Here is a 23,617-nt window from a genome sequence, read left to right on the forward strand (position 1 = left end):
TCTGAAAGTTTCGGAAGAACAAGAGCGGGTGCCGAAAGGCGCCCGTTTTTTGTTCGTTCGGCAAATCACTCGCTCCGCACGCCATTCCCGACTTGATCGGGAATCCCCCGCAATGCTCCCATTTCAGCCCCGAATGCAGACGCCAAAAAGCGAAAATGCGACCACACGTCCGGGCTTATTGACTCTACGTCAGTTTACGGACCAACCTCCTTCTTACGTAAAGGTCACGCCCACGAAGGGATTACGGGCATGGCGGACAAGAAGAACAAAAGTTCAACGGGATGGGGTGGAATGCGTAAAAAGTTGGGAGCAGGTCGTCGGTTCGGGCGACTGCAGAAGGCTGTCTTGCTGGCCGGAACAGTATTGGCAGCAGCAGGCGGAACCGCGGCACAGGCAGAACAGGCCGTTGGCCGGATCTTTGTGGTCGGGGATAGCCTGAGTGACGGCGGCACCTACACACAGGCTGCCATTGCCGCATCCGGAGGGGTATTTCCCTCTACCACGAATTATCGCTTCACCGCCAATGCCGCCGACGGCTCCGCGCTGACCTATGCGGAATATCTGGCCAAGTCCTTCGGCTTCACCATCTCCAACAACGCCTACTCGGTTCCCGGACTGCCACAGCAAATTCTTGGCGGAACGAATTATGCCGAAGGCGGTTCACGGGTGGCCGAACTCGGCGCGACCTATAATCCCACCAACGGCATCACCACCACGCCGATCCTGACCCAGATCGACCGGATGCTGGCCAGCACCAGCTCGTTTGCAGAAAATGATCTGGTCATGCTCTGGGGCGGGGCAAACGACCTCCTGACCCAGGCAACGCTGGTCAGCGGCGGGACGATTACCCCGGACGCAGCAGCAGCAAACATGGCAACCGCAGCCACCCAGCTGAAGGCGGGGATTGATCGCCTGACAGCAGCTGGCGCAAAGAACATCATCGTGCTGACCATTCCCGATGTGACGGCAACGCCCTATGGCGCCTCGCTTGGTGGCGCCAGCTCTTCCGCAGGCCTGCTGCTGCGCTCCCTGCAGTCAGCCTTCAACACCACGCTCTCCAGCGGATTGTCATCCAGCCGGGCGATTGTGTTCGATTCCTCCCGCCTTCTCGGGGCAATCATCGCCAACCCGACCGCCTATGGCTTCAATGCCCCGAACGCGGCGACCGCCAAGGCCTGCACCGGGTCCAGCCTGACCTGCCTTCAAGGCGTCAACACGGTCGGCGATACCAGCCAGTACATCTTTGCCGACGACATCCACCCAACAGCCACCGCTCACCAGATCCTCTCGCAGGCGCTGATGGGCACGATCACGGCTGCCTATCAAAATGCTGCTATGGCCCTTTCGACGCAGGCAACCATCCGCCAGCACCGCAGCTTCATGGAAAACCGGCTGAACAGCACTGCGTTCTTCGAGCAAAACAGCGAAGGCGCGCTGGAACGTCGTCAGGAAGGCTCTTACCGGGTCTATGGAACAACCCGGCTGAGCTACCAAAACTATTCGTCCGATAATCTGGCGCCTGATGTCACCGGTCCGTCCGAAGAAGTTCAGGCCGGTGTCGATGTCATGCTGACCAACAGCACGCTGGTTGGGGCGTCGGTCGGCTCCGGCGGCAGCCAGAAGGAATTCGATAGCGGCCATGGCGAGTTCGACAGCTGGACCTTCTCCGGCGCAGTTTATGGCGTCCAGTCTCTGACCGACACGATCTACCTGTCGGTTGCCGGCGGCGCGAACCTGACCGATTATCGGGAAATCACCCGCGAGTTCAATCTTGGCCCCCGGGCCGAGAAATTCACCGGCAGCACGGAAGGCTATGGCTATTTCTTCCGGGCTGGCATTGGCGCGAATGTGCCTGTGACCACCGAAATTTCCGTTCTGCCGTCGCTGGCGTTCACCACGGAACAGCTGACGGTTGAAGGTTATGCGGAAAAGACCGGTGCGGCGAGCCTTGCCTTTGGCGACACAGACTACACGTCCAATCGCATCAGCGCCGGATTTGGCGTCGCATTCGCGCCAAAGTCGCTGCCGGATTGGTCCTTCCTCGCCTCGGCGACGCTGGAGCATGACTTCAACACGGATGATCTGGAAATCGGCCTCGGCTCATCGGCCAGCAGCCTTGGCATCTGGGAAGTGGAACGCCCGATCCAGACCTGGGGCACACTGGGCCTTTCCGCGTCCCGCACAACCGGCAAGGGCATCCTCTCGCTGGCGGCCAACACCACGATCAACAGCAACGGCTTTGAAGGCATCGCCGCCGAAGCCTCGTTCAAGCTGCCGTTCTGAAGAAGTACCCAGAAGGGTCGGCTTATCGCCGACCCTTGCGGACGGCTCGAGCAAAACCATCAAATGCCTCTGCCGCACCGATACCGAGGTCGAACTGGAATACATAAAAGCCGGCGGCACACTCCCTGCCCTATCCCAAGCTTAACGTTTTCAATAGACCCCGGCTCGGGGGCCGGGGTGACTGTATGGGGGAGTGGGAAGGCAGTGCTCCACTTCAATTCCCGGACAAAGCACACCACCAACCACACGCACTGAGCGTCATCCCCGGCTTGACCGGGGATCCAATATGCCCGTCCGCATGGCACAAGCGCCTGAATAGACATCCCGGCGGCAAACTCCGTGCCCCACCTCACGCCGAACGGTTTCAATGGACCCCGGCTCGGAGGCCGGGGTGACGGTATGGGGGAGCGGCAAGGCAGTGCTCCACTTCGTTTCCGGACAAAGCGTACCACCGACCACTTGCTCTGCTTGTCATCCCCGGCTTGACCGGGGATCCATTGCCACTAACAGTGGAATTATGGCGTATTACATTTACATTCTCGCCAGCCGCCAGCGTGGTACGCTGTATGTCGGCGTGACCAATGATCTGGCGCGGCGTGTGCACGAGCATCGAGAGAAGCAGGCTGACGGCTTCACTCGACAACATGGCGTAACGAGGCTTGTTTATTACGAAACATTCGGCAGTCCTGAAGAGGCCATTGCGCGCGAGAAACGTCTGAAACGCTGGAACCGCGCCTGGAAAATACAGGCCATTGAAGCATTCAATCCGGACTGGGAAGACCTCTACGAAGACCTGAACAGATAGATCGTATTTGGGTCGTAAGGTCTCTGGAATTCAATGGATCCCCGACCAAGTCGGGGATGACAATTTGAGTGTACCGAAAGAACGTGCTCGGACACTCGATAGAGCAGGTTTCAGTTAAATTTTTGCGACAAGTTCAAACCGTCATCCCCGCCTGCGAGCGGGGATCCAATATGGCCGTCCGCATGGCACAAGCGCCCGGTCAGTCACCTGTCCCGCGGCAAGCGACCTCCCCCATCCCACGTTCAGCGGTTTCAATAGACCCCGGCTCGGGGGCCGGGGTGACCGAAAGAGCGTGTGGCGAGATGTTGCCATTATTCCAAATCGATCAAGAGCCATGGTTCCCACCCCCGCTCCCCTCCTTATCCTCCACCACACTTTCCTATCCTCCTGAAAACAATCATCTTTCCGCACCACAAATAAACTTATGCGCAGATAGGAATTCAGTCCCATATGAGGGGCGTGCCTGCTCGCAAGGGCACTTGAAGGACCGACCGTTGAGGCGGGGCAGGACGGGTGGGGCTGGGGAAGAGAGGTAACGAAGCTCTTCTGGCAGGTCCGCTGGTGCTTATCGCGGGAACCGCAGTCTCGCGTGGCGAGCGCGACCATGAAGGGCATGTTGCGGGGGTTTGGACAAAACCCAAATGTCTGTTCAATGGATCGGGTCAGGGTACCATGAGAAATAACCCGGGCAAGGCGTGAAGGCCGAGCCGAAAATTGTTTTTGACACAACGCGCGGGCAACGCCTTCGCGTCTTGCCACTCCCTTGGCTTTTCAAGGGGCCAAATGTCGTACCGCCGCAGGATTTCCTCGCGGCGCTACGTGTGTTTGCCCAAAAGAAAAATCACCCGCGCCCGCGATAAGGCGCAACACCCTGTTCGGGGATCCAGACGCCTTCCGGGGCCGGGCCGGTCTGGTAGAAGACATCGATCGGAATGCCGCCGCGCGGATACCAGTAACCGCCGATGCGAAACCACTGGGGATCGAGGAGTTCCACCAGCCGCTTGCCGATGGAGACCGTGCAGTCCTCGTGAAAGGCCCCGTGATTGCGGAAAGACCCGAGAAACAGCTTCAGCGACTTACTCTCCACCAGAAAGTCGCGCGGAACATAGTCAATCACCAGATGCGCAAAATCCGGCGCACCGGTGATCGGGCACAGCGAGGTAAATTCCGGCGCAACGAAGCGCACCATGTAACCGGTTCCGGCCTGCGGGTTCGGCACCTTCTCCAGCACCGCATCTTCCGGGCGCTGCGGCAACTCGGTGGATGCGCCCAGCTGGGTCAGGTTCTGATAGATCGATTGATCACTCACGGGTCAAACTCCCCTCAAGTTGCCCCAGATCAGCACATGCAGCTGGGGCAGAATGGTTGCAGAATACCAGCGATCGGACATGGCGCGGTCAATCAGCCAGCGCATGCGGTCCATGATGCCGGAAAGATCGATCGCCGCATCTTCCGCATCGGGCGGCGGCGGTGTGTGGTTGACCGGCTGCAGATAGACCGGAAGCTGCGGATAGCGGGCAGAAATCTCCCGTGCAAAGGCATAGTCCGCCTCGTCCATGACAGGAAACTTCAAGGCCGTTCGGGTGGAAGGACCAGCCGCCGCAACGCACGCATCCAGAAGCGCAAGATCGGTCTCCATGGCGCTCGACGGCGGCTTGGGGCTAAGGGTCAAAACATCCAGCTCGGCAAACCAGTCCTTGACCACGCTACCCTGCGTTTCCAGCGCGAATTCATAGCCCTTCGCCTTGCCAAGCGCGATCAGGCCCCCGAGCGGCTGAATGGCCGGATTGCCGCCGGACAGGGAGATGGTCAGTGGCACTCCCCTGGACAGCTCTTCAACTTGCGCAAAAATCTCGGCAGCCGTCATCGGCTTCCAGTCATGGCGATATTCGGTGTCGACGGCATGCAGCGTATCGCACCAGGAGCAGCGGTAGTCGCAGCCGCCCGTGCGAACAAAGACGGTCGGCTTGCCGACCAGAGCCCCTTCACCCTGAATGGTCGGCCCAAAGATCTCGCTGATGCGGATTGCACGCTCCAGAACGGAAGAGTCAGCCATGGCGGCACCGTCTCGGACGATATTCCGCACAGGTCTTCGGGGTTTCGCGCACACGAACAGCCACAACTTCCGGCCAGCGCGCCTTGCACCAGTCGTGAAAATGCTTGGCCATGCGCTCTGCGGTCACGCCATCATCGCCGAGAATGTCGTTCAGGTGACGATGGTCCAACGTGTCGTCGATATATGTCTTGAAGGCCCCAAGCTCGCGGTAGTCCCGCACGAAGCCGACATTGTCGAGCTCTTCGGATGCAAGCTCCACCTCGACAACATAGTTATGACCGTGCAGGCGAGCACATGGGTGATCTTCGGCAAGGCCAAAGAGCTGATGGGAGGCGGAGAAGTGAAACTCCTTCCAGATCCTAAACATTGCAGGCCGCCTTCCAGAAATCCGGATCCGCGTATTCGGTCGGGTCGGGCGCACCAGCCAGATGAAAGGCCTCGCGCCGCTCCACGCAGGTACCGCAACGTCCGCAATGGATCTCGCCGCCCTTGTAGCAGGACCAGCTCCGGGAGTGATCGACACCAAGGCGAGCACTTTCCGCAGCGATGTCTCCCTTGGAGGAGCCAACGAACGGCGTATAGAGCCGAATGTCGTTCATGCCCTCCAGCGCATGGCGCTGCATGGTCTCGAAAGCCTCGACAAAGCCGGGGCGGCAATCGGGATAGATGAAGTGATCCCCGCCATGAACCGCAGCGGCAACTGCATCGGCACCACGAGCCGCCGCAATGCCAAACGCAATCGTCAGCATGATGGCGTTGCGATTGGGAACCACCGTGATCTTCATGGTCTCCTCGGCATAATGCCCGTCAGGCACTGCAACATCATCGGTCAGGGCCGATCCTGTCAGCTTGGCGCCAATGCCGGAAATATCGATGAGGATATGTTCAACGCCGAGACCGTCAGCGCAGTGTTTTGCGCAGTCCAGTTCCTTCCGGTGGCGTTGGCCATAGTCAAAGGAGAGGAGCGCAAGGAGCTCATTTTCCTTGTGCACCTTGTGCGCAAGGGTGACGGAATCCATTCCGCCGGAACAGACAACGAGTGTTTTCAAGTTTTTGACCCTTGTTTTCGCTAGAACCGGGTAGGCTGCGACCGGCTTCCGCAGATGCGGACGGGCCTTTTTAGCGATCAGGGACCAAAATGCAATTGCAAACACTGTCCATGATGAACAGGCAAAGTTGAACGCCCCCCGCATCAAGGCAGGTGAATAGCCCCTTGCCAATCAAGCGCTTCACGAACTAACAAGGCTGAACCATACAAGTGCCCGGGGGCTGTTCTGGAACTCATCGCTGAAAATTTGGCCGTCGATCGCGGGGACCGTAGGGTCTTTGAAGGACTGTCCTTCACCTTGTCCGGTGGTACCGCGCTTGTGGTGACCGGACCAAACGGGGTTGGAAAATCCTCTCTCCTGCGCACGCTGGCAGGCCTCGTCTCGTTGATGGAAGGCACCTTGCGTCTGGAGGGCGGTGAGACCGATCTGACACCCTTCGAACACACCCACTATTTCGGCCATCAGGATGCGGTCAAACCGGCCCTCTCCGTTCAGGAAAACCTTGCCTTCTGGCGTGATTTTTCTGCACCAGCGACACCGGAGAGCTTTGCAGCCGGAACCATTCGGCCATTGGAAGCACTGGATTTGTTGGGCATTGGTCACACAGCCCGCTTGCCCGCCGCTTATCTTTCGGCAGGACAAAAACGCCGCCTTTCACTGGCCCGCCTGTTGGTGACGCCGCGCCCCATATGGCTGATGGATGAACCGACCTCCGCTCTCGACACCAAGTCGGAAGCCACCTTGTTGGGACTGATGAACTCGCATCTTGCCCATGGCGGCATGATCGTGACAGCAACACACACCCCCCTCGCCCTGACGCCGATGCAAAAGCTGCATCTGGATACGGCCCCCTCAGAGCCGGAGGAAACAGCATGAACGGGTGGGTGTCAGCACTCTTTCTCCGGGAACTCCGTTTGGCCGTCCGCGTGGGCGGCAGCGGCGTCGTCGGCGTCCTGTTCTTCCTTGCCGTGGTCACTGTCATCCCCTTTGGCGTTGGTCCGGACCTGAACCTTTTGGCCCGCATCGGCCCGGCCATCTTGTGGATCGGCGCGCTGCTCGCCACGCTTCTCGGGTTGGACCGGCTGTTTCAGGCCGACCGAGATGATGGCGCTCTGGACCTCATCCTGATGTCCGGCCGCTCAATGGAACTGGTGGTTCTGGTGAAATGCCTCGCCCACTGGATGGCAACCGGCTTGCCTCTTGTGCTGGCCGCGCCCGTGTTTGCCATCTTCCTGAACCTTGATCCGGTTGCCATCGGCGCGGTCACCCTGACCCTGCTGGTCGGCACGCCTGCGCTCACCCTGATCGGCGCAATCGGGGCATCCTTGACGGTCACGCTCAGGCGTGGCGGATTGCTGATGGCAGTTCTGGTCATACCCCTCGCGATCCCGGTGCTGATTTTCGGCGTGAGCTCGGCGGATGCCGCCATCCATGATCCGGTCCCGTTCCTGACCCCGTTCCTGATCCTCTGCGCCCTGTCGCTGATCGCTGCAGTCATCGGTCCCTTCGCATCCGCAACGGCCCTGCGCTTTGCAAGCGATTGATTGTGAATTGCAAGTGATCGTGTTTAGCGATTGATTAGGCGCAATGAAAAGGATGCGGCGCCGTGTCCATTGAATGAAACTCTCCGCTAGCTTAGAACGGTTCTATGGCATTTTGGGACTTCGCTAATCCGACGCGCTTCATGCGCCTGACCGACCGCGTTTTGCCGTGGCTCATCGGCGCGTGCGCAATCGCGTTTGCAATCGGGCTCTACAAGAGCTTCTTCATGGCCCCCGAGGACTATCAGCAGGGCGATACGGTCCGGATCATGTTCATCCATGTTCCGGCGGCCTGGCTTGCGATGATGTGCTATTCGGTCATGACCCTGTCGTCGATCGGTACTCTGGTCTGGAAACATCCGCTGGCAGATGTCTCCGCCAAGTCTGCCGCCCCGCTGGGTGCCGCCTTCACCTTCATCTCGCTGATCACCGGATCGCTCTGGGGCAAGCCCATGTGGGGCACCTACTGGGTGTGGGACGCCAGACTGACCTCTGTTCTGGTGCTCTTCATCATGTATCTGGGCCTGATGGCGCTCTGGCGCACGATGGAAGACCCGATCAAGGCAGGAAAGGCAGCAGCCGTGCTGACACTGGTTGGCGCGCTCAACCTGCCGATCATCAAATTCTCCGTCGACTGGTGGAACACGCTGCATCAGCCTGCCAGCGTGATGCGGCTCGATGGCCCGACAATCCATCCGGACATGCTGATCCCGCTGCTGGTGATGGCGCTGGCTTTCACGCTTCTGTTCTTCACCCTTCACCTGATGGCCATGCGCAATGAAATCCTGCGCAGGCGTGTGCGGTCCATGCGCCAGAAGGCTGCGGCAAGTGCCCGCCCGGCAGCCGCAACAGCATCGACGCAGGCTGCGGAGTAATTCATGGATCCCTTTGACCTCGGACCGCATGCCGGTTTCATCGTAGCCTGTTACATCATCACCTTTTCCGTGGTGGCTGCCGTGATCGGCTGGGTCCTGATCGACCGTGCCCAGCTGAATGCAGCCCTCAAGGAACTTGAGGATCAGGGCATTACCCGCGCAAGCAACAAACAGAACGCATCATGAGCGATCAGGCACCTACTCCCGCACAGGCAGCTGAACCAAAGCGCCGTATTCCGGTTCTCGTCCTGCTTCCGGTAATCATATTCGCCGCGCTGGCGGCCCTGTTCCTGTTTCAGCTGACCATGGGCAATGATCCGAGCAAGATCCCCTCTGCCCTGATCGGTCGCCCTGCCCCGGATACCACGCTGCCGCCTGTCGAGGATCTTGTCCAGGACGGAACCCAGCTGCCCGGCTTCAGCAAGGCGGACATGATGGGCAAGGTCACCATCGTCAACGTCTTCGCATCCTGGTGCGCGCCCTGCCGTCAGGAGCACCCGCTTCTGGAAGACCTTGCCAAACGCGACGGCTTCCAGATGTTCGGCGTCAACTACAAGGACAAGCCGGAAAACGCCCGACGATTTCTCGGCACACTTGGCAACCCATATAACCGGGTCGGCTCCGACCCGAAGGGCCGTGCCGCAATCGAATGGGGCGTCTACGGTATTCCCGAGACCTTCATCGTCGATGCAACCGGAACGATCCGGTACAAATATATCGGCCCGCTGTCTCCCAAATCGTATGAAGAAGAATTCCTTCCCCAGCTCGACAAGGTGCTGGCGTCTCCAAACGGAGACTAGGCCGTGCATGCGAACAGGCTCGATTACGAGTTGGTGATCGGCCCCGTTTCACCTGCTCGTGACTCGCTATTGAAGTCCCCGTTAACTACAGTTTGATGACAGAAACTCGGGACTATATGAAGCAATGAGCACGACATCTTTCAAATACGAAACGCTGATCGGCGCCCTGCTGACAAGTGTAGTGGCATTCGGCCTTGTGGTCGGTTCCCCCGTTTCCGCCGCGGCCAACCCGAAAGTCGTAGCTGAACTTTTCACCAGTCAGGGGTGTTCCTCCTGTCCACCGGCAGACCGCATCCTGCAGGAGCTGTCAAAGGACAGCTCGGTCCTCCCGTTGACGCTTTCCGTCGACTATTGGGACTATCTGGGCTGGAAGGACACGCTTGGAAGCCGCACACACTCAGACCGCCAGCGGGCCTATGCCGCAAAGCGGGGAGATCGATCTGTCTACACGCCGCAACTCGTCGTGAACGGGGAAACGCACGTCGTTGGAAGTCGCCGGAAAGATGTTGACCGGGCGCTGAAACAGGCGGATCGCTTTTCAGCAAATGTCGACATGACCTACTCCGACATGGCCCTTGAAGTGACCGTTGACGGCACTCTCCCGTCACGTGCGGAAAGCGCAACGATTTATCTCCTGCGGGTCAGCGATCACGAAACGGTTTCCATTCAGCGCGGAGAGAATGCGGGCCGGGAAGTCACCTACCACAATGTGGTGAAAAGCATTCAGCCCATCGGCGTGTGGACCGGCGAAAAGACGGTTTTCAAAATGCCGAAATCGGAGATGACCAAGGACAAGAACAACCTGTGCGCCATTCTGGTGCAGGTTGACGATCCGAACGGTCCGGGCAACATCATCGGCGCCAATATCATGAGCGTTTCAATGGCAAGCAATTGAGCTGCTGAAACCTTATCGCTTTCTGCGTGCAGGCCTTTGCCTGCATCGCCAAACCTGCTAGGCCTGTGCGCATATCGGAACGCCGACGCACGGAGCACGCTTGATGACAGTCAGACTGCGGATCGCCCTTGCCAGTATTGGCGTCGGTTTGCTGGTGCTGGGTCTCAAGTTCACCGCCTATTGGCTGACCGGCTCTGTCGCGCTTTATTCCGATGCCTTTGAAACCATCGTCAATGTGGCCTCCTCGGTCGCGACCGTCTTTGCGGTCTGGTTTGCAGCCAAACCGGCAGATTCCAACCATCCCTACGGCCATGACAAGGCGGAGTATTTTGCCGCCGTTCTTGTCGGCGTGATGATTGTGCTCGCAGCCCTGTCGATCTTCGTTGCCGCATGGCACGGCTTTGTCGAGCAAAAGGAAGTTGTCTGGTCACCCGTAGGGGTGGGCGTCAACGCATTTGCCGCCTTGGTCAACGGGGCCTGGGCCCGGTTCCTGATAAACTATGGCAAAAGCCACCAGTCACCTGCCCTTGTGGCGGATGGCAAGCATCTCTTCACCGACGTTGTGACATCGCTTGGCGTGTTGGCAGGCGTGATTCTCGTGATCCTGACCGGATGGCAAATGCTTGATTCCATCTTGGCGGCCTGCGTCGGACTGGCAGTCCTGTGGTCGGGCTGGGAACTGACAAAGGAATCTGTCAGCGGCTTGATGGATGAATCGGCCTCCTCAGACGTCCTTGAAACAATCCGGGGCCTCATTTCCGAACACGGTGAAGGGGCCCTGGAAGCACATGACCTCAAGACGCGGATCGCCGGCCGTCTGACCTTTGTCGAATTTCACCTGGTCGTGCCGGGTGATCTCACCGTCGATCAGGCCCATGACATATGCGACCGCATTGAAGCGGCCATTCGCGAAGATATTCCCGGCGCACGGATCACGATCCATGTGGAGCCGGATCACAAGGCCAAGCTTTCAGGGATTGTCGTATTGTGACGAGGCGCACGTTGACCGTCCGGAGCCTCGTCGATCACCTGATCCTGATAACCGGCGCCGTGTTCATGTGCGCCCCGCTCGCTGCCCTTGCAATCTCGACCACCCATGCGCCCGGCAGCCTGCCCCCAAGTGGTCTGACGTTTGTTCCCGGTCTTGAGGCCCTGACCAACTATGGGCAGTTGATGAACGCTTCGCTCGGTGCAAGCGGTGACGCGACAATCATGGTGTTGGCGTTCAATTCCTTCATTCTCGGCACAGGTTTCGCCGTTCTCAAGGTCACGTGCTCGCTGCTTGCCGCCTACGCGCTCACCTATTTCAGAATTCCCTTTGCCACACCGATCTTCAGCCTGTTGCTTCTCTCGATCATGCTGCCGTTGGAATCCCGTTTCCTGCCGACCTATGACATTGTCGCGAGCCTCGGCTGGGTCAACAGTCCTGCGGGAATGATTGTGCCTCTGGCGGCAACCGGGATCGGCACCTTCTTTTTCATCCAGTATCTGAAATCCGTCCCGGACACGCTCATAGAGGCCGCGCGGATTGATGGTGCAGGGCCGGTCAAATTCCTGGTCGACATCCTGCTGCCCATGTCCGTTCCGATGATAAGCGCCCTGTTCATCGTCATGTTCGTGAACGGCTGGAACCAGTATTTGTGGCCCGTGCTCGTGGCCTCGGATGAGAGCAGCTACACCCTTGTGCGTGGCCTGCAATATTTCGGACAAGCCAGCCTCACCGGCAAGATGCTCGCCTGTTTATCCATTCTGCCTCCCGCTCTGTTGGTTCTCCTGTTCCAGCGACAGGTTATGAAAGGTCTTTTTGATGGTAGCCACTAACCCTCCATTTTCCGCCGTAATTTTTGACTGCGACGGCGTAATGGTGGATTCTGAACGGATCTATCTTGAAGTCGAGATGCACCATCTTGCCGAGATCGGGCTGCATTTTTCCAGGCATGAGTATCAGCAAACTTTCAACGGTCTGCGCCCGCAGGATTTCATTATTGAAGTGGCCACGGCATATGAAAAACTTGGCAAGGGTCCCCTTCCGGAAAACTTCGGACCGGATCTGGCAAGCGAAGCTTACGCCCGTATAGAAGCCGACCTTCAAGCCATTGACGGAATACATGCCCTGCTGGACAGACTACCGGACAGCCCCAAGGCGGTCGCGTCCTCTTCCAGCGCGCCGCGCCTGTTCAGAAAACTGGAGCTGACAAACCTCACTTCCTATTTCGGCGGGCACGTCTATTCCGGTGACTTTGTCGAAAACGGCAAACCGGCTCCTGACCTGTTTCTCTATTCTGCTGAAAAACTCGGCGTTGCCCCCGCCGGATGCCTCGTGATCGAGGACAGCGTGAACGGTGTTCTCGCCGGTATTGCCGCAGGAATGGACGTCTGGGGCTTTACCGGAGGTGGCCATGCTGACGAGGCCCTTGGCCATCACCTGAAGGCTGCCGGAGCCAGCCGCGTGTTTGACAGTCACCACGCCATGGCAGCGGCTTTGGCCTGAACCGGTTCGGCGCACAGCAACTAGATCAAACGAAAAACGGGGGCTCAAAGCCCCCGTTTCAGCAAGTCGTGAAACCAACGCGTATCAGGTAGGCAAAGCCTTCAGATCCGAGAAGGCAATGAGCCGCCGGGCCTTTGCATCCCATAGACTCAAGCGTACGGTCTTGAGGCTTTCTATGATCGTCATGCGGTTGATTTTCGCCAACTCGCAATGGTCGCGCAGGACTTCCGGCAGTCGATAGAACGGTATTCGGCTGTAAAGATGATGCACATGGTGGATGCCGATATTCGCCGTCAGCCACTGCAGCACCGGAGGCAGAACGTAGTATGAACTGCCATGCAACGCGGCATCATGCAGCTGCCAGTCCTCTTCCTGCTCCCATTGCGTTGTTTCGAACTGGTGCTGGACGTAGAATAGCCACACACCGGCCGTAGCAGCCAGCAGCGTGGATGGCAGGAAAATCAGCAGGATTGGCATCAGCCCGCCAAAATAGAAAATCGTGCCCAATGCGAGGAAGATGCCCGCATTTGTGGCCATTGCGCTGATCCAGTAGCGCGCATGCTCGGTCAGGCCCAGCGGCAACCTGTATTCCAGTAGGAACATGTACCCCGGACCAAGGCCAAACAACACGATCGGATTGCGATAAAGCCGATAGAGAATTCGGTTCAGCGGCTTGAGCGCGCGATATTCCTCCACAGTGAGGGTATTGATATCTCCCAGCCCGCGCCGCCCGAGATTTCCGGCTGACCCGTGGTGGATTGCGTGGGCACGCCGCCAGACGTCATAAGGTGTCAGGGTAAGAATACCGATCACCCGGCCAAGCCAATCACTGACATTCTTGTTCTTGAAGAACGCACCGTGCCCGCAATCATGCTGGATCGCAAAAAGGCGCAGCAGGAAAGCGCCGTTCACAAGGGAAATGCCGAATGTCAGCCAATAACTGACACCAAGCGACCACCAGGCCAAAATCCAAAGAGCAAGGAAGGGGCCTATTGTAACGGCCAGTTCAAAGGAACTGCGCCAGGAACTCGGCTCGCGATAGGCGGCCAGGACTCTCACCCAGTCACGCGCATCGCGTGTCTCTCGCTCGATTTTGGTCGTTTCAGGAAGATTCAGCATCTTGATGCACCGCCATTCATCAGCGGACCTTGCATATAAAATGCTCACGCCGCAGTCTCTAACGCATACCCGTTAGAAATGATTTAGCAAATGCTTCCGGATGCCGCACGTAACAAATGTGCTTAATCCGCCGTTTTTCGCGTCGATACAGCAAAATTGATCGCATATAACTTACCAAGCGTAACTATTGACGAAAAATTGTGCAGGATCGCCCGTGACCAGAAATGGGGCACGGGCGATCGAATGACTATCGGCCGACGAGGTCCTGCTCCGGATGGGAGCCGATCTTGTGGATGGCCAGATCCGCGCCCATGTACTCTTCTTCTTCGGAAAGCCGAAGGCCCATCACGCTCTTGAGGACACCGTAGACCACATATCCAACCCCGAACGCGTAGGCTGCACCGATGACAGTGCCGACGATCTGCGACATGAGCGAAACCCCGCCAAGCCCCCCAAGAGCCTCCAGCCCGAAGATACCGGCAGCAATGCCGCCCCAGGCACCACAAATGCCGTGAAGCGGCCAGACGCCGAGAACGTCATCGATCTTCAGCTTGTTCTGGCAGATTTCAAAGCCTTTCACAAAGACAGCACCGGCAACGCCCCCGACGATCAGGCTGCCGATCGGGTGCATCAGGTCCGATCCGGCGCACACGGCAACGAGCCCGGCAAGTGCGCCATTGTGGACGAAGCCCGGATCATTTCGACCGACGATCAGACTTGTCAAAATGCCGCCCACCATCGCCATGAGCGAATTGATGGCAACAAGACCGGAGGCCGCGTTCAGCGAACCTGCCGTCATGACATTGAAGCCAAACCAGCCGACGCACAGCATCCAGGAGCCCATCGCGAGCCACGGCAGGGACGACGGCGGAATGCCGATCGGCTGCCCTTGCTTCGTGTACCGTCCCTTGCGCGCACCGAGCAGAAGAACAGCCCCCAGCGCAATCCAGCCACCGACGGCGTGGACAACCACAGATCCCGCAAAATCGTGGAAGGCCGCCCCGAACGTCGCCTCAAGTGCTGCCTGAAAACCGAAATTGCCGTTCCAGATCATTCCTTCAAAGAGCGGATAGGCAATCCCCACCAGAACCACAGTGGCAAGACATTGCGGCAAGAACTTCATGCGTTCGGCAATCCCGCCGGAAATGATGGCCGGAATGGCCGCTGCAAAGGTCGTCAGGAAGAAGAACTTCACAAGCGTGAGGCCCTGCAACTCGAAGCCCTCACCGCCACCGGACAAGGTCGCTGCATTGACGAAGAACGTCGTGCCATAGGCCACCGCATAACCAACGAAGAAATACGCCACAGTAGAAAGGGCGAAGTCCACGAGGATCTTGACCAGCGCATTGACCTGGTTCTTTTGCCGGACCGTTCCCACCTCCAGAAACGCAAATCCTCCATGCATGGCAAAAACCAAAATGGCGCCCATCAGGACAAAAAAGACGTCGCCGCCCACCGAAGCGTCAGACATTTGCACCTCTCCCTACGCACTCTGCCCGATTTTCGGGCACCCGTGGGACGCCACTAATCAAACTGCATGCCAAATCGGCAGAGCATTGTTTGCAAAAGGCTTTTCCGAGAACGACAAAGTGGAGAACATGTAGATGCGAAGAAAAAGGCGGTTTTTGACGCATTTGCCTGTCAAAACTGCCTATGAAATGATCAGACAGGCCTATTTCCGATAAAAGACTGCCTGACAGCAACCTTCAAACCAGCAATAGCCTCTATTTTTCAACCACATGGACAAATGCCTAAAAAATACCCAGGGCAAGCGCCCTGGGCGTGAGGTGCGGTGTCGGCTCCTTGACACCGAGAGTCTTGGCAAGGATCGCAGCTTAGAACCGCTGCGAACCGGTCCCGAATTCCGGGTAAGCCTCGATACCGATTTCGACCTTGTCCAAACCGAGGGCCTCTTCTTCCTTGGTGACACGGATGCCCATGGTCGCCTTGAGAAGGAACCAGAAGGCCGTGCTGGCTGCCAGGGTGAAGGCACCATAGGCAACGATGCCGGTCAGCTGGGTGCCATAGGACGCATCCGAGTTGGACAGCGGCACGATGAGGGTTCCCCAGACACCGGCGACAAGGTGGACCGGGATGGCACCGACAACATCATCGATCTTGAGTTTGTCGAGAAGCGGCACCACGAAGACGACGATTGCACCACCAACACCACCGATAAGGACAGCCTGGAAGACGCTTGGGGCAAGCGGCTCTGCCGTAATGGAGACAAGGCCAGCCAATGCGCCATTGAGCGCCATCGTCACGTCGACCTTCTTGTACATGATCTGGGTCAGGACAATGGTCACGACCACACCGGCAGCTGCTGCCATGTTGGTGTTCGCAAAGATGCGGGAAATGTCGGACACATCACCGATTGTTCCCATGGCAAGCTGGGAAGCGCCGTTGAAGCCGAACCAACCGAGCCAGAGGATGAAGGTTCCGAGCGTCGCGAGCGGCATGGAGGAACCCGGCAGCGGTGTCACCTGACCATTTGCTCCGTACTTTCCGGTCCGCGCACCGAGAATCAGCGCACCGGAGAGAGCCGCCCAGCCACCGACAGAGTGAACCAGTGTGGATCCGGCAAAGTCAGCAAAGCCCATTTCGGACAACCAGCCGGCACCCCACTGCCAGGACCCTGCGATCGGATAGATGAAGCCGGTCAGGACCACCGTGAAGATGAGGAACGGCCACAGCTTGATGCGCTCGGCAAGCGTGCCGGACACGATGGACGCAGTCGTTGCACAGAACACCATCTGGAAGAACCAGTCGGATGCCGTGGAATAGCCGGTATCCAGCGCATTGCCGCCAACCGGGTCGAAGCTGTAGGGCCCGAAGGAGCCGATAAAGCCACCGTCAACGCCGGTATACATGAGGTTGTAACCGGTGATCCAGAACATCAGGCCTGCGATGGAATAGAGCGCAATGTTCTTCAGGCACTGCATGGAAACGTTCTTGGTGCGTACGAGACCGGCCTCCAGCATGGCAAAACCTGCCGCCATCCACATGACCAGAAAGCCACCGATCAGGAACAACAGGGTGTTGAAGATATACTGGACTTCAGGTGACACGGCGGGCGCAGCATCCTGAGCAAATGCCGGCGTAGCACCGATGAAGAGAGCGGTGAGCAACGCTGCACCTTTTGAGACACGTGTGTACATGAGGGTAGTTCCCGCTTTTCTAGAGGGCTTCAGCGTCGGTTTCGCCGGTACGGATCCGGACAACCTGATCAATGGAGTGAACGAAGATCTTGCCGTCGCCGATCTGGCCGGTCTTGGCGGCGCCCGAGATGACCTCGACGACCTTGTCGGCAACATCTGCAGCCACGACGACTTCGATTTTCAGTTTGGGAAGAAAGCTGACCGCATATTCGGTCCCGCGATAAATCTCGGTATGGCCTTTCTGGCGACCGTACCCTTTCACTTCTGTAACTGTCAGGCCCTGGACGCCGATGCCGGTCAAGGCATCCCGCACTTCGTCGAGCTTGAACGGCTTTATGATTGCCATCACGATTTTCATTGCTCGTTCCATTCCTTTCCAAAGACCAGCCCGTTGGGCCGAACCCGCTTTCATCCCCGTGAGGGGCCCGAACGCACTTGAACAAGCGGTCCGGCTCAGGCTTCTCTTTTCAAACACTGTGCCAATTGCAGAGAGGAACGAAAAAACCCGCGGAAATCCGCGGGTTTTCTTCTTTTCGATGCGGGAAATACAGGCGCACAGCAGCCAAGACGGATGCGCGCTTTGCCTAATTTTCGATCACAAATTATATGATGATTACTTTTTAATCATGACACTTGGTTCCGGATCAGGCGGAAAAACCGCCATTTTCCATATAGTCCCTCTCCGCTTGCGTGGACTCCCGGCCAAGCACCTTGTTTCGATGCGGAAAGCGCCCAAACCGCCGGATCACATCCATGTGGATCAAGGCATAAAGATAGGCCTCCTGATTTCCCAGCACCCGGAACAGATCAACCGAAGTCTCTTGCGCATCCATATCTTCCGCGTGCTCAAACGGCAGATAGAAAAACGAGCGCACGTCCTTTGGAAAAGCCTTGTCATAACCTTTGGCAACGGCTTGCCGGGCAAGCTCCAGAGCCTTTGCATCACTTTCAAAGGCCCTTGGCGAGGCGCGGAACACATTTCGGGAGAATTGATCGAGGACGATGATCAGCGCCAGCATGCCAACTGGTGTCTCCGCCCAGTGGTCAAGCTCCCCCTCCTGACCCGCTTCGATCAGATGCACAAAGCGCGTCTTGCACTCGTGATCAAACTTGTCGTTCTTGGCAAACCACTTGGATGGCCCCGCATCCCACCAGAACTCGAGAACATCAACCGCAGAAGAAAGTGAATGAGCCATATCCGGACCTTGACCTATTGGAGGGAACAATCAAATGTCCCAATGAGGTAAGGACTTCTTTGGCCAACATCAATTGCAACAGGGGCAAAACCGCCGTGAGCGAACCCACTTCTCTCGACTTGAAGGGCCTCAAATGCCCGCTCCCGGTTCTGAAGACCAGAAAGGCTCTGGCCAGCCTGAAGCCCGGAGACCGGTTAATGGTCCTGACCACAGACCCGATGGCAGCCATCGACATTCCGCATTTCTGCAACGAAGCTGGCCACACCCTCGAAGACAAGCAAACAGACGGCGAGAGCGGCAGCTTCCTTATTCGCAAGGGCACGGATTAAAGTGCCTAACCGGCCCTGGTCTGAGCCTCGATCTCGCTCATGCGTGCAGCAAGTCTGAAATCAAGCTCGCTCAGACCGCCCACGTCATGCGTGGTCAGGGCCACATCCACCATGCGATAGACATTGGTCCATTCCGGGTGATGGTTCAGTGCTTCGGCAACCTCCGCAACACGGCTCATGAAGGCAAAGGCTTGAACGAAGTCGGCAAAAACAAATCGCCGGACAAGCGCATCGCGGTTGTCAGCGAGTGCCCAGCCCGGAAGTTCTTCGAGACGGGCTGCGGCTTCCTGCCTCATCAATTGGTCCATGATCCTTGCCTCCTGCCTCTGCAATTCCATTATTATAGGGTATCGCTGTTATTCTGACCTAGGGGAAACGGTCTATTCAAGCGGCTGGATTGGGAAGGGGATCGGATCCGTGCCCTCAGTATTATTCGTCTGCCTTGGCAACATCTGCCGCTCACCCTTGGCGGAGGGCATTTTTCGCCATGTGGTCCAGGCTGCCGGAAGAGAGGCGGACTTTGTCATCGAGTCTGCAGGGACCGGCGGCTGGCATCAGGGAGACCCTCCCGATCCGCGGTCGATCGACATTGCACGCAAGCATGGAATAGACATTTCCGCCCAGCGAGCGCGTCAGATCCGTGCCTCAGACTTTGACACGTTTGACCTGATGGTCGCCATGGACGCAGACAACCTGCGCACCTTGCGGGGACAAAAACCGTCCGACGCAAAGGCCAAATTGCGGATGCTGCTGGAATCCCCGCAGAGAAACGTGCCCGACCCCTATTATGGTGGCCCCGACGGTTTTGAGCTTGTGTACCAGCTCGTCCTGGAAGGCTGCACGGACCTTCTGCGACACTATCCCTGACCCGTTCGAACCTTATCCGTCCGATCCACGAGCCGAGGCAAATTTGCGTCGACCGGCACGCCACAGACGACCAGCCCAGTCATGCAGCTTTTCGCCCATGCGTGTCATGGCGGTGTCCATACCCTTGTCAGTCGGGTGGAAAGGCGCCTTGTAAAGCAACCAGTTAACACTCAGCATCAGCAAGAGCGTCACACCCCAGGACAAGAGCGTATCTGACAGGAAGTGCCCGCCGAAGGCGACCCGGTTGACCGACAGGATCAGGCAAAGCGGCAGGGTAAAGGCCAGCACGGCCAAGCGCCATGCAACAGGCACAATGAGGGCAATTCCAACCAGCCAGATCGCAGCCGATGCCTCACCGGAAACAAACGAGCAGTTACTGTCGCAATAATCGGTCGGTATCCAGACCAGCTGATGCGGCAGGTCACCGCCAAATTCCTCCACAGAACGAGGCCGTGGCCGTCCCCAATTGTCCTTCAGGATCGAGTTCACCAGAACGCCCGGCCCAAGGATCAGCGTGGTCACGAGAAATGTGGGTATGCGCAGCGGCAGGATGGCTGGCCGACTTGGCAAGAGGAGCTTGAGCAGCAGTACGCCCACTGCACCAATTGCCACCCACTTCACCAGATAGGGACCAAGGTGGCGCACCTTTTGAAGGAAGGCGTTCTGCTCGGCGACAAATCCCGCACCATCGACATAGAAAAGTCCGCTGCCCCAAAGGTCAACTTTCGGGAAAACCAGAAAGAAGGCCGAGACGACGGCAATGTAGATGCAAAGGGCAAGAAACGGATGCGCGCGCGCTGCTTTCCAGAGAACGCTGAATGTTCCGCGCAACTTGCCGGTTGGGTTGGATGTATCTGCCATGGGCGCTGTTTAGCGCAAAGGATCAACCGATGCCATGCGAAACAATGCCCTATACGACAAGGTCATTGGCTCCCGACAAGGCATCAGCCAACACCCGGTAGAAGCTCGCTGGGGAGATTGGCTTGGAAACAAGTTGACGGATGCCGTCAGCCCTAAGGCTTGCAAGGTCATTTGTCTCAACTGCAGCCGTTACGGCAATGATGGGCGCAAGGCTATCGCCAAACTCCGCCACCCAGGCGCGGGCGCATTCCTGACCGCTCATTCCCGGCATGTTCAGATCAAGAAGGATCAGATCAAACCGCTCCCTTGAAAGCGCTTCACGGGCCTCCGCACCACTGGCCACATCAACACATTCAGCCCCAAAGGATTCCAGCAACGCCAGAAGCAGGCGCCGATTGGTGGAGTTATCATCAACGACCAGAATTCGTGCATCAAGCGGCCCCTCCGGCGCGGGTCGCTCAGGCTGGAAATCCTCGTCCATCGGGTCTTCGTCAATCTCAAGATCACGACGCGCAGGCAAGGTGATGACAAAACGGCTGCCGCGTTCCTTGCCGGGAAACACCTGTAATTCGCCGCCAAGTTCCTTCAGCAACTCCGATGCGCCCCATAGGCCCAGCCCGGTACCGGGCGTATCGTCCTGCCCGGCGCTGCCACGGACAAAGGGACGAAAGAGGCGCTCGGCTTCCCCTGCCTCAAGTCCGGGGCCGGAATCCTCGACAGAAATCTGCAAGAGTGTGTGGCTGACATTCGAGCCACTGACACAGGGAGATGCCCGCAGAACAATCCTGCCGCTTTCAGTATATTTGATTGCATTGTGCAGAAGAGCGGCGACCGCACGTGTCAGGTTACCGGACCGGTCCACACTCCAGCCAACACAGGCCGGATCAAGATCCACTGCCAGCTCGAGACCCTTCTGCTCGGCGGAAACGCGAAAAAGATCCGTCTGATCCTTGAGAATACGCAACACCTCCACGCGAGTTGCTGCGGCCTCATGACTCGCCTTCGAAGCCGCATTCACCAGCTCGGTGGTCATAACGGAAAGACTGTCAATGGAACTCACGAGCACGCGCAGATAATCCCGCTGGTCGTCAGAAAGTGTCCCAATACCGATCAGATCCGCCGTCAGGCGCATGGCAGACAGCGGTGTGCGCAAGTCATGCGCAAGCAGGGCAAGTTTTTGATCGATATCCCTGAGATCAGACATGAGGCGCAAGCATCCGTTCCAAGATGCCGGTCAAAGGCCCGCCAAAAGACAACGCTTTTGGCCTCCCTTCTGCCAGCAAGGTCAAACCGGTTGAGTTCATCTCCTCATACCGTAACGAAAAAAACAATTCTGCTAAGGTGATTTGGGCGCTAACTTCTCCTAATTCCACGCATTTCGCCCCCTCCAGCCAACCGGTCCCATGTTGAACTCCATTTTGTCCATAACACTACCGGTATTTGTACTGATAGGCGTCGGGTACCTGACGGCCCGTTTCAAACTGCTATCGGAACAAGTGGGCGAAGCACTCGGACAATATGTCTACGTGATTGCAATTCCGGTGCTGATTTTCCGCACTCTCTCTGGCGTGGATCTGGGCGGCCAGTCACCCTGGGCGCTGTGGGCAACCTATTTCTCCGGCATTCTGGTGGCCTGGACCGCCGGGACACTTGTCATTCGCCATGGCTTTGGCCGCGAGGCACGTGCCGGTGTCATCGGCGGCATCTCCGCAGGTTTTGCCAACACCGTCATGGTCGGCATTCCGCTTGTCACTCAGGTCTATGGGGACGACGGCCTCATTGCCATCCTCGTGATCATTTCCATCCACCTACCGATGATGACCATCATTGCATCAGTTCTGATGGAGCGGGCAGCAGCCATTGACAACCAGAGCAAACCCGCACCGATCGCTGCACAGCTCAAGAAGATCGGCAAAAGCCTTGCCACCAATCCGATCGCAATCGCGATTGTCTGTTCGCTTGTGTGGCGGTCAACCGGATTTCCTGTGACCGGCATTATGGAAGACGTGCTGAACAGGATTGCGGCAACAGCCCTACCTGTGGCGCTGCTTTCGCTCGGCATGAGCATGGTGCTTTATGGTCTGCGCGGAAACATTCTTCCCGGCCTGTCCCTCAGCCTGATCAAGATGTTGCTGATGCCAGCGGTGGTCTTCGTCATGGGCGCCTATGTCATCCACCTACCGCCGCTTTGGACCTGCGTTGCAACCTTGACTGCCGCCTGTCCGACAGGAGTCAATGCCTATATCTTCGCCAACCGCTTCGGCACGGGCCATGCGATGTCAACCAACGCAATCACGGTGACAACGGCGGCAGCTGTCCTGACCTGTGGTATCTGGGTCTATCTGGTGGAATTCTGGCGCGCCGGTCTCTGACTTGCCAGTTGTTTCAGCCAAGACCGACCAACCGTCGGATATCGGACACACAGACGCCTTCGGCGCGCAACATCCTGAGGCTCGTGTCCCGGGCAGATTTGGAGAGTTTGCGTCCATCCTCTCCAAGAATAAGCCGATGGTGCCTGTAAATGGGTTCTGGAAGGTCGAGAAGCCGCTGTAACAGACGATGCACGGAAGTCGCAGCATAAAGGTCCGTGCCGCGAAGCACATCGGTAATGCCCTGCTCCGCATCATCCACGACAACGGATAAGTGATAGCTGGTGGGCGTGTCCTTGCGAGCCAGAATGACATCGCCCCATTGAGCGGGCTCTGCCATAATCCGTTCCGGCGCATCTTCCAAAGCAGTTCCTTCCGAACCCGCCTCCTGCCACGACAGGTCAGCACCCGCCCGCGCGACTGCCCCAGCCATGTCCAACCGCAAGGCATAAGGGGCATCCTTGTCTCGGCGACGGCGGATTTCCTCGTCTGTCAGGACGGCTGTGTCCCTCGGATAGAGCGGCGCACCATCCGGGTCTCGCGGCCACACAATTCCCCTTGCTTCCGCCTCACCGACAGCGCGCTTGATTTCGGCTCGCGTCAGGTAGGCGCGATAGACCAGCCCCATCTCTTCCAGCCGCACCAAGGCTGACCGGTAAGCCTCGAACCTTTCCGACTGGCGCAAGATCGGCGCCACAAGCGGATAGCCGATCCACTCAAGGTCCTCATACAGGTCCTGCTCCAGATTTGCCGTGCATCTGGCTTCGTCGATATTTTCCACCCGCAAAAACGCGGTGCCACCCAACCGCTCGGCGGCCTCCACGTTCAACAGCGCAGAAAGCGCGTGACCCAAATGCAGATGGCCGTTAGGAGAGGGGGCAAACCGGAAAACGCGGTGGGATGTCGAGCTCATCTGAAACCGG

At 57.9% G+C, this 23,617-nt stretch carries 27 protein-coding genes; 14 read left to right on the plus strand and 13 right to left on the minus strand.

What is annotated here, in order from left to right:
- Window positions 1-291 precede the first annotated feature (291 nt).
- Both F0155_RS09200 and F0155_RS09205 read left to right on the plus strand, forming a co-directional pair.
- The gene (locus F0155_RS09200) at window positions 292-2,283 is read left to right on the plus strand and encodes an autotransporter domain-containing protein (RefSeq protein WP_161599783.1); all 1,992 of its coding nucleotides are present in this window, start codon (window positions 292-294) and stop codon (window positions 2,281-2,283) included.
- A gap of 517 nt (window positions 2,284-2,800) precedes the next feature.
- Window positions 2,801-3,088 (plus strand): GIY-YIG nuclease family protein, encoded by a 288-nt coding sequence (locus F0155_RS09205; RefSeq protein ID WP_150524192.1) that lies wholly within the window; start codon window positions 2,801-2,803, stop codon window positions 3,086-3,088.
- An 841-nt stretch (window positions 3,089-3,929) separates the two neighbouring features.
- Here the strand turns inward: F0155_RS09205 and queF are convergent.
- The 4 genes from queF to queC are packed head-to-tail and all read right to left on the minus strand — an operon-like array spanning window position 3,930 to window position 6,193.
- The gene (gene queF, locus F0155_RS09210; RefSeq protein WP_150524193.1) at window positions 3,930-4,397 is read right to left on the minus strand and encodes a preQ(1) synthase; all 468 of its coding nucleotides are present in this window, start codon (window positions 4,395-4,397) and stop codon (window positions 3,930-3,932) included.
- 3 nt (window positions 4,398-4,400) lie between these two features.
- Complete coding sequence (gene queE / locus F0155_RS09215) at window positions 4,401-5,144, minus strand: 7-carboxy-7-deazaguanine synthase QueE (protein WP_150524194.1); 744 nt, start codon at window positions 5,142-5,144, stop codon at window positions 4,401-4,403.
- Entirely contained in the window at window positions 5,137-5,511 is a 375-nt protein-coding gene (locus F0155_RS09220) for a 6-pyruvoyl trahydropterin synthase family protein (protein WP_150524195.1), read from the minus strand. Before F0155_RS09220 ends, queE begins: the two co-directional genes overlap by 8 nt.
- Window positions 5,504-6,193, minus strand: coding sequence for a 7-cyano-7-deazaguanine synthase QueC (gene queC / locus F0155_RS09225; RefSeq protein ID WP_192913791.1), 690 nt, complete (start codon window positions 6,191-6,193; stop codon window positions 5,504-5,506). Before queC ends, F0155_RS09220 begins: the two co-directional genes overlap by 8 nt.
- A 225-nt stretch (window positions 6,194-6,418) precedes the next feature.
- On the opposite strand from queC, the gene ccmA reads away from it, so the two are divergent.
- From ccmA to F0155_RS09270, 9 genes are all read left to right on the plus strand, one after another.
- The gene (ccmA, locus tag F0155_RS09230) at window positions 6,419-7,069 is read left to right on the plus strand and encodes a heme ABC exporter ATP-binding protein CcmA (protein ID WP_150524196.1); all 651 of its coding nucleotides are present in this window, start codon (window positions 6,419-6,421) and stop codon (window positions 7,067-7,069) included.
- A gap of 8 nt (window positions 7,070-7,077) precedes the next feature.
- Window positions 7,078-7,737 (plus strand): heme exporter protein CcmB, encoded by a 660-nt coding sequence (gene ccmB, locus F0155_RS09235; protein ID WP_208999212.1) that lies wholly within the window; start codon window positions 7,078-7,080, stop codon window positions 7,735-7,737.
- Between the two features lie 104 nt (window positions 7,738-7,841).
- On the plus strand, window positions 7,842-8,609 hold the full coding sequence (locus F0155_RS09240) for a heme ABC transporter permease (protein WP_150524198.1): 768 nt from the start codon (window positions 7,842-7,844) through the stop codon (window positions 8,607-8,609).
- A 3-nt stretch (window positions 8,610-8,612) separates the two neighbouring features.
- The gene (ccmD, locus tag F0155_RS09245; RefSeq protein WP_150524199.1) at window positions 8,613-8,795 is read left to right on the plus strand and encodes a heme exporter protein CcmD; all 183 of its coding nucleotides are present in this window, start codon (window positions 8,613-8,615) and stop codon (window positions 8,793-8,795) included.
- The gene (locus F0155_RS09250) at window positions 8,792-9,409 is read left to right on the plus strand and encodes a DsbE family thiol:disulfide interchange protein (RefSeq protein ID WP_150524200.1); all 618 of its coding nucleotides are present in this window, start codon (window positions 8,792-8,794) and stop codon (window positions 9,407-9,409) included. Before ccmD ends, F0155_RS09250 begins: the two co-directional genes overlap by 4 nt.
- A gap of 124 nt (window positions 9,410-9,533) precedes the next feature.
- Window positions 9,534-10,304, plus strand: a complete 771-nt coding sequence (locus tag F0155_RS09255; protein WP_150524201.1) for a DUF1223 domain-containing protein — start codon at window positions 9,534-9,536, stop codon at window positions 10,302-10,304.
- A gap of 103 nt (window positions 10,305-10,407) precedes the next feature.
- Window positions 10,408-11,295 carry a cation diffusion facilitator family transporter gene (locus F0155_RS09260; RefSeq protein WP_150524202.1) on the plus strand — a complete coding sequence of 296 codons (888 nt, stop codon included), beginning with the start codon at window positions 10,408-10,410 and terminating at the stop codon, window positions 11,293-11,295.
- Window positions 11,296-11,306: 11 nt separating this feature from the next.
- Complete coding sequence (locus F0155_RS09265; RefSeq protein ID WP_208999205.1) at window positions 11,307-12,125, plus strand: carbohydrate ABC transporter permease; 819 nt, start codon at window positions 11,307-11,309, stop codon at window positions 12,123-12,125.
- Entirely contained in the window at window positions 12,112-12,795 is a 684-nt protein-coding gene (locus F0155_RS09270; protein ID WP_150524204.1) for an HAD family hydrolase, read from the plus strand. The genes F0155_RS09265 and F0155_RS09270 overlap by 14 nt, the downstream gene beginning before the upstream one ends.
- Before the next feature lie 84 nt (window positions 12,796-12,879).
- Here the strand turns inward: F0155_RS09270 and F0155_RS09275 are convergent, their stop codons facing one another.
- The 5 genes from F0155_RS09275 to F0155_RS09295 all read right to left on the minus strand — a co-directional run bounded on the left by F0155_RS09275 (window position 12,880) and on the right by F0155_RS09295 (window position 18,268).
- Window positions 12,880-13,914 carry a fatty acid desaturase gene (locus F0155_RS09275; protein WP_150524205.1) on the minus strand — a complete coding sequence of 345 codons (1,035 nt, stop codon included), beginning with the start codon at window positions 13,912-13,914 and terminating at the stop codon, window positions 12,880-12,882.
- Between the two features lie 247 nt (window positions 13,915-14,161).
- Window positions 14,162-15,385: an ammonium transporter gene (locus F0155_RS09280; RefSeq protein WP_150524206.1), complete on the minus strand. Its 1,224-nt coding sequence runs from the start codon at window positions 15,383-15,385 to the stop codon at window positions 14,162-14,164.
- 364 nt (window positions 15,386-15,749) lie between these two features.
- The gene (locus tag F0155_RS09285) at window positions 15,750-17,072 is read right to left on the minus strand and encodes an ammonium transporter (protein ID WP_150524207.1); all 1,323 of its coding nucleotides are present in this window, start codon (window positions 17,070-17,072) and stop codon (window positions 15,750-15,752) included.
- A 19-nt stretch (window positions 17,073-17,091) separates the two neighbouring features.
- Window positions 17,092-17,430: a P-II family nitrogen regulator gene (locus tag F0155_RS09290; RefSeq protein WP_192913792.1), complete on the minus strand. Its 339-nt coding sequence runs from the start codon at window positions 17,428-17,430 to the stop codon at window positions 17,092-17,094.
- Between the two features lie 286 nt (window positions 17,431-17,716).
- Window positions 17,717-18,268, minus strand: coding sequence for a DUF924 family protein (locus tag F0155_RS09295; RefSeq protein WP_150524209.1), 552 nt, complete (start codon window positions 18,266-18,268; stop codon window positions 17,717-17,719).
- A 95-nt stretch (window positions 18,269-18,363) separates the two neighbouring features.
- On the opposite strand from F0155_RS09295, the gene F0155_RS23910 reads away from it, so the two are divergent.
- The gene (locus tag F0155_RS23910; RefSeq protein WP_244303493.1) at window positions 18,364-18,597 is read left to right on the plus strand and encodes a sulfurtransferase TusA family protein; all 234 of its coding nucleotides are present in this window, start codon (window positions 18,364-18,366) and stop codon (window positions 18,595-18,597) included.
- 5 nt (window positions 18,598-18,602) lie between these two features.
- Here F0155_RS23910 and F0155_RS09305 read toward each other — a convergent pair whose 3' ends face one another.
- Window positions 18,603-18,905: a 4a-hydroxytetrahydrobiopterin dehydratase gene (locus tag F0155_RS09305; protein ID WP_150524211.1), complete on the minus strand. Its 303-nt coding sequence runs from the start codon at window positions 18,903-18,905 to the stop codon at window positions 18,603-18,605.
- 109 nt (window positions 18,906-19,014) lie between these two features.
- Here F0155_RS09305 and F0155_RS09310 point away from each other — a divergent pair, with 109 nt between their 5' ends.
- Complete coding sequence (locus F0155_RS09310) at window positions 19,015-19,464, plus strand: low molecular weight protein-tyrosine-phosphatase (RefSeq protein WP_244303494.1); 450 nt, start codon at window positions 19,015-19,017, stop codon at window positions 19,462-19,464.
- 12 nt (window positions 19,465-19,476) lie between these two features.
- Here the strand turns inward: F0155_RS09310 and F0155_RS09315 are convergent, their stop codons facing one another.
- Window positions 19,477-20,325 (minus strand): phosphatase PAP2 family protein, encoded by an 849-nt coding sequence (locus F0155_RS09315; protein WP_150524213.1) that lies wholly within the window; start codon window positions 20,323-20,325, stop codon window positions 19,477-19,479.
- A 49-nt stretch (window positions 20,326-20,374) separates the two neighbouring features.
- Window positions 20,375-21,529, minus strand: a complete 1,155-nt coding sequence (locus tag F0155_RS09320) for an ATP-binding response regulator (RefSeq protein WP_150524214.1) — start codon at window positions 21,527-21,529, stop codon at window positions 20,375-20,377.
- 199 nt (window positions 21,530-21,728) lie between these two features.
- Here F0155_RS09320 and F0155_RS09325 point away from each other — a divergent pair, with 199 nt between their 5' ends.
- Complete coding sequence (locus F0155_RS09325; protein WP_150524215.1) at window positions 21,729-22,697, plus strand: AEC family transporter; 969 nt, start codon at window positions 21,729-21,731, stop codon at window positions 22,695-22,697.
- A 13-nt stretch (window positions 22,698-22,710) separates the two neighbouring features.
- Here F0155_RS09325 and gluQRS read toward each other — a convergent pair whose 3' ends face one another.
- Window positions 22,711-23,607 (minus strand): tRNA glutamyl-Q(34) synthetase GluQRS, encoded by an 897-nt coding sequence (gluQRS, locus tag F0155_RS09330; RefSeq protein WP_150524216.1) that lies wholly within the window; start codon window positions 23,605-23,607, stop codon window positions 22,711-22,713.
- Window positions 23,608-23,617: the final 10 nt, after the last annotated feature.

The organism is Roseibium sediminis (genome assembly GCF_008711325.1).
Classification (GTDB): Bacteria; Pseudomonadota; Alphaproteobacteria; order Rhizobiales; family Stappiaceae; genus Roseibium; species Roseibium sediminis.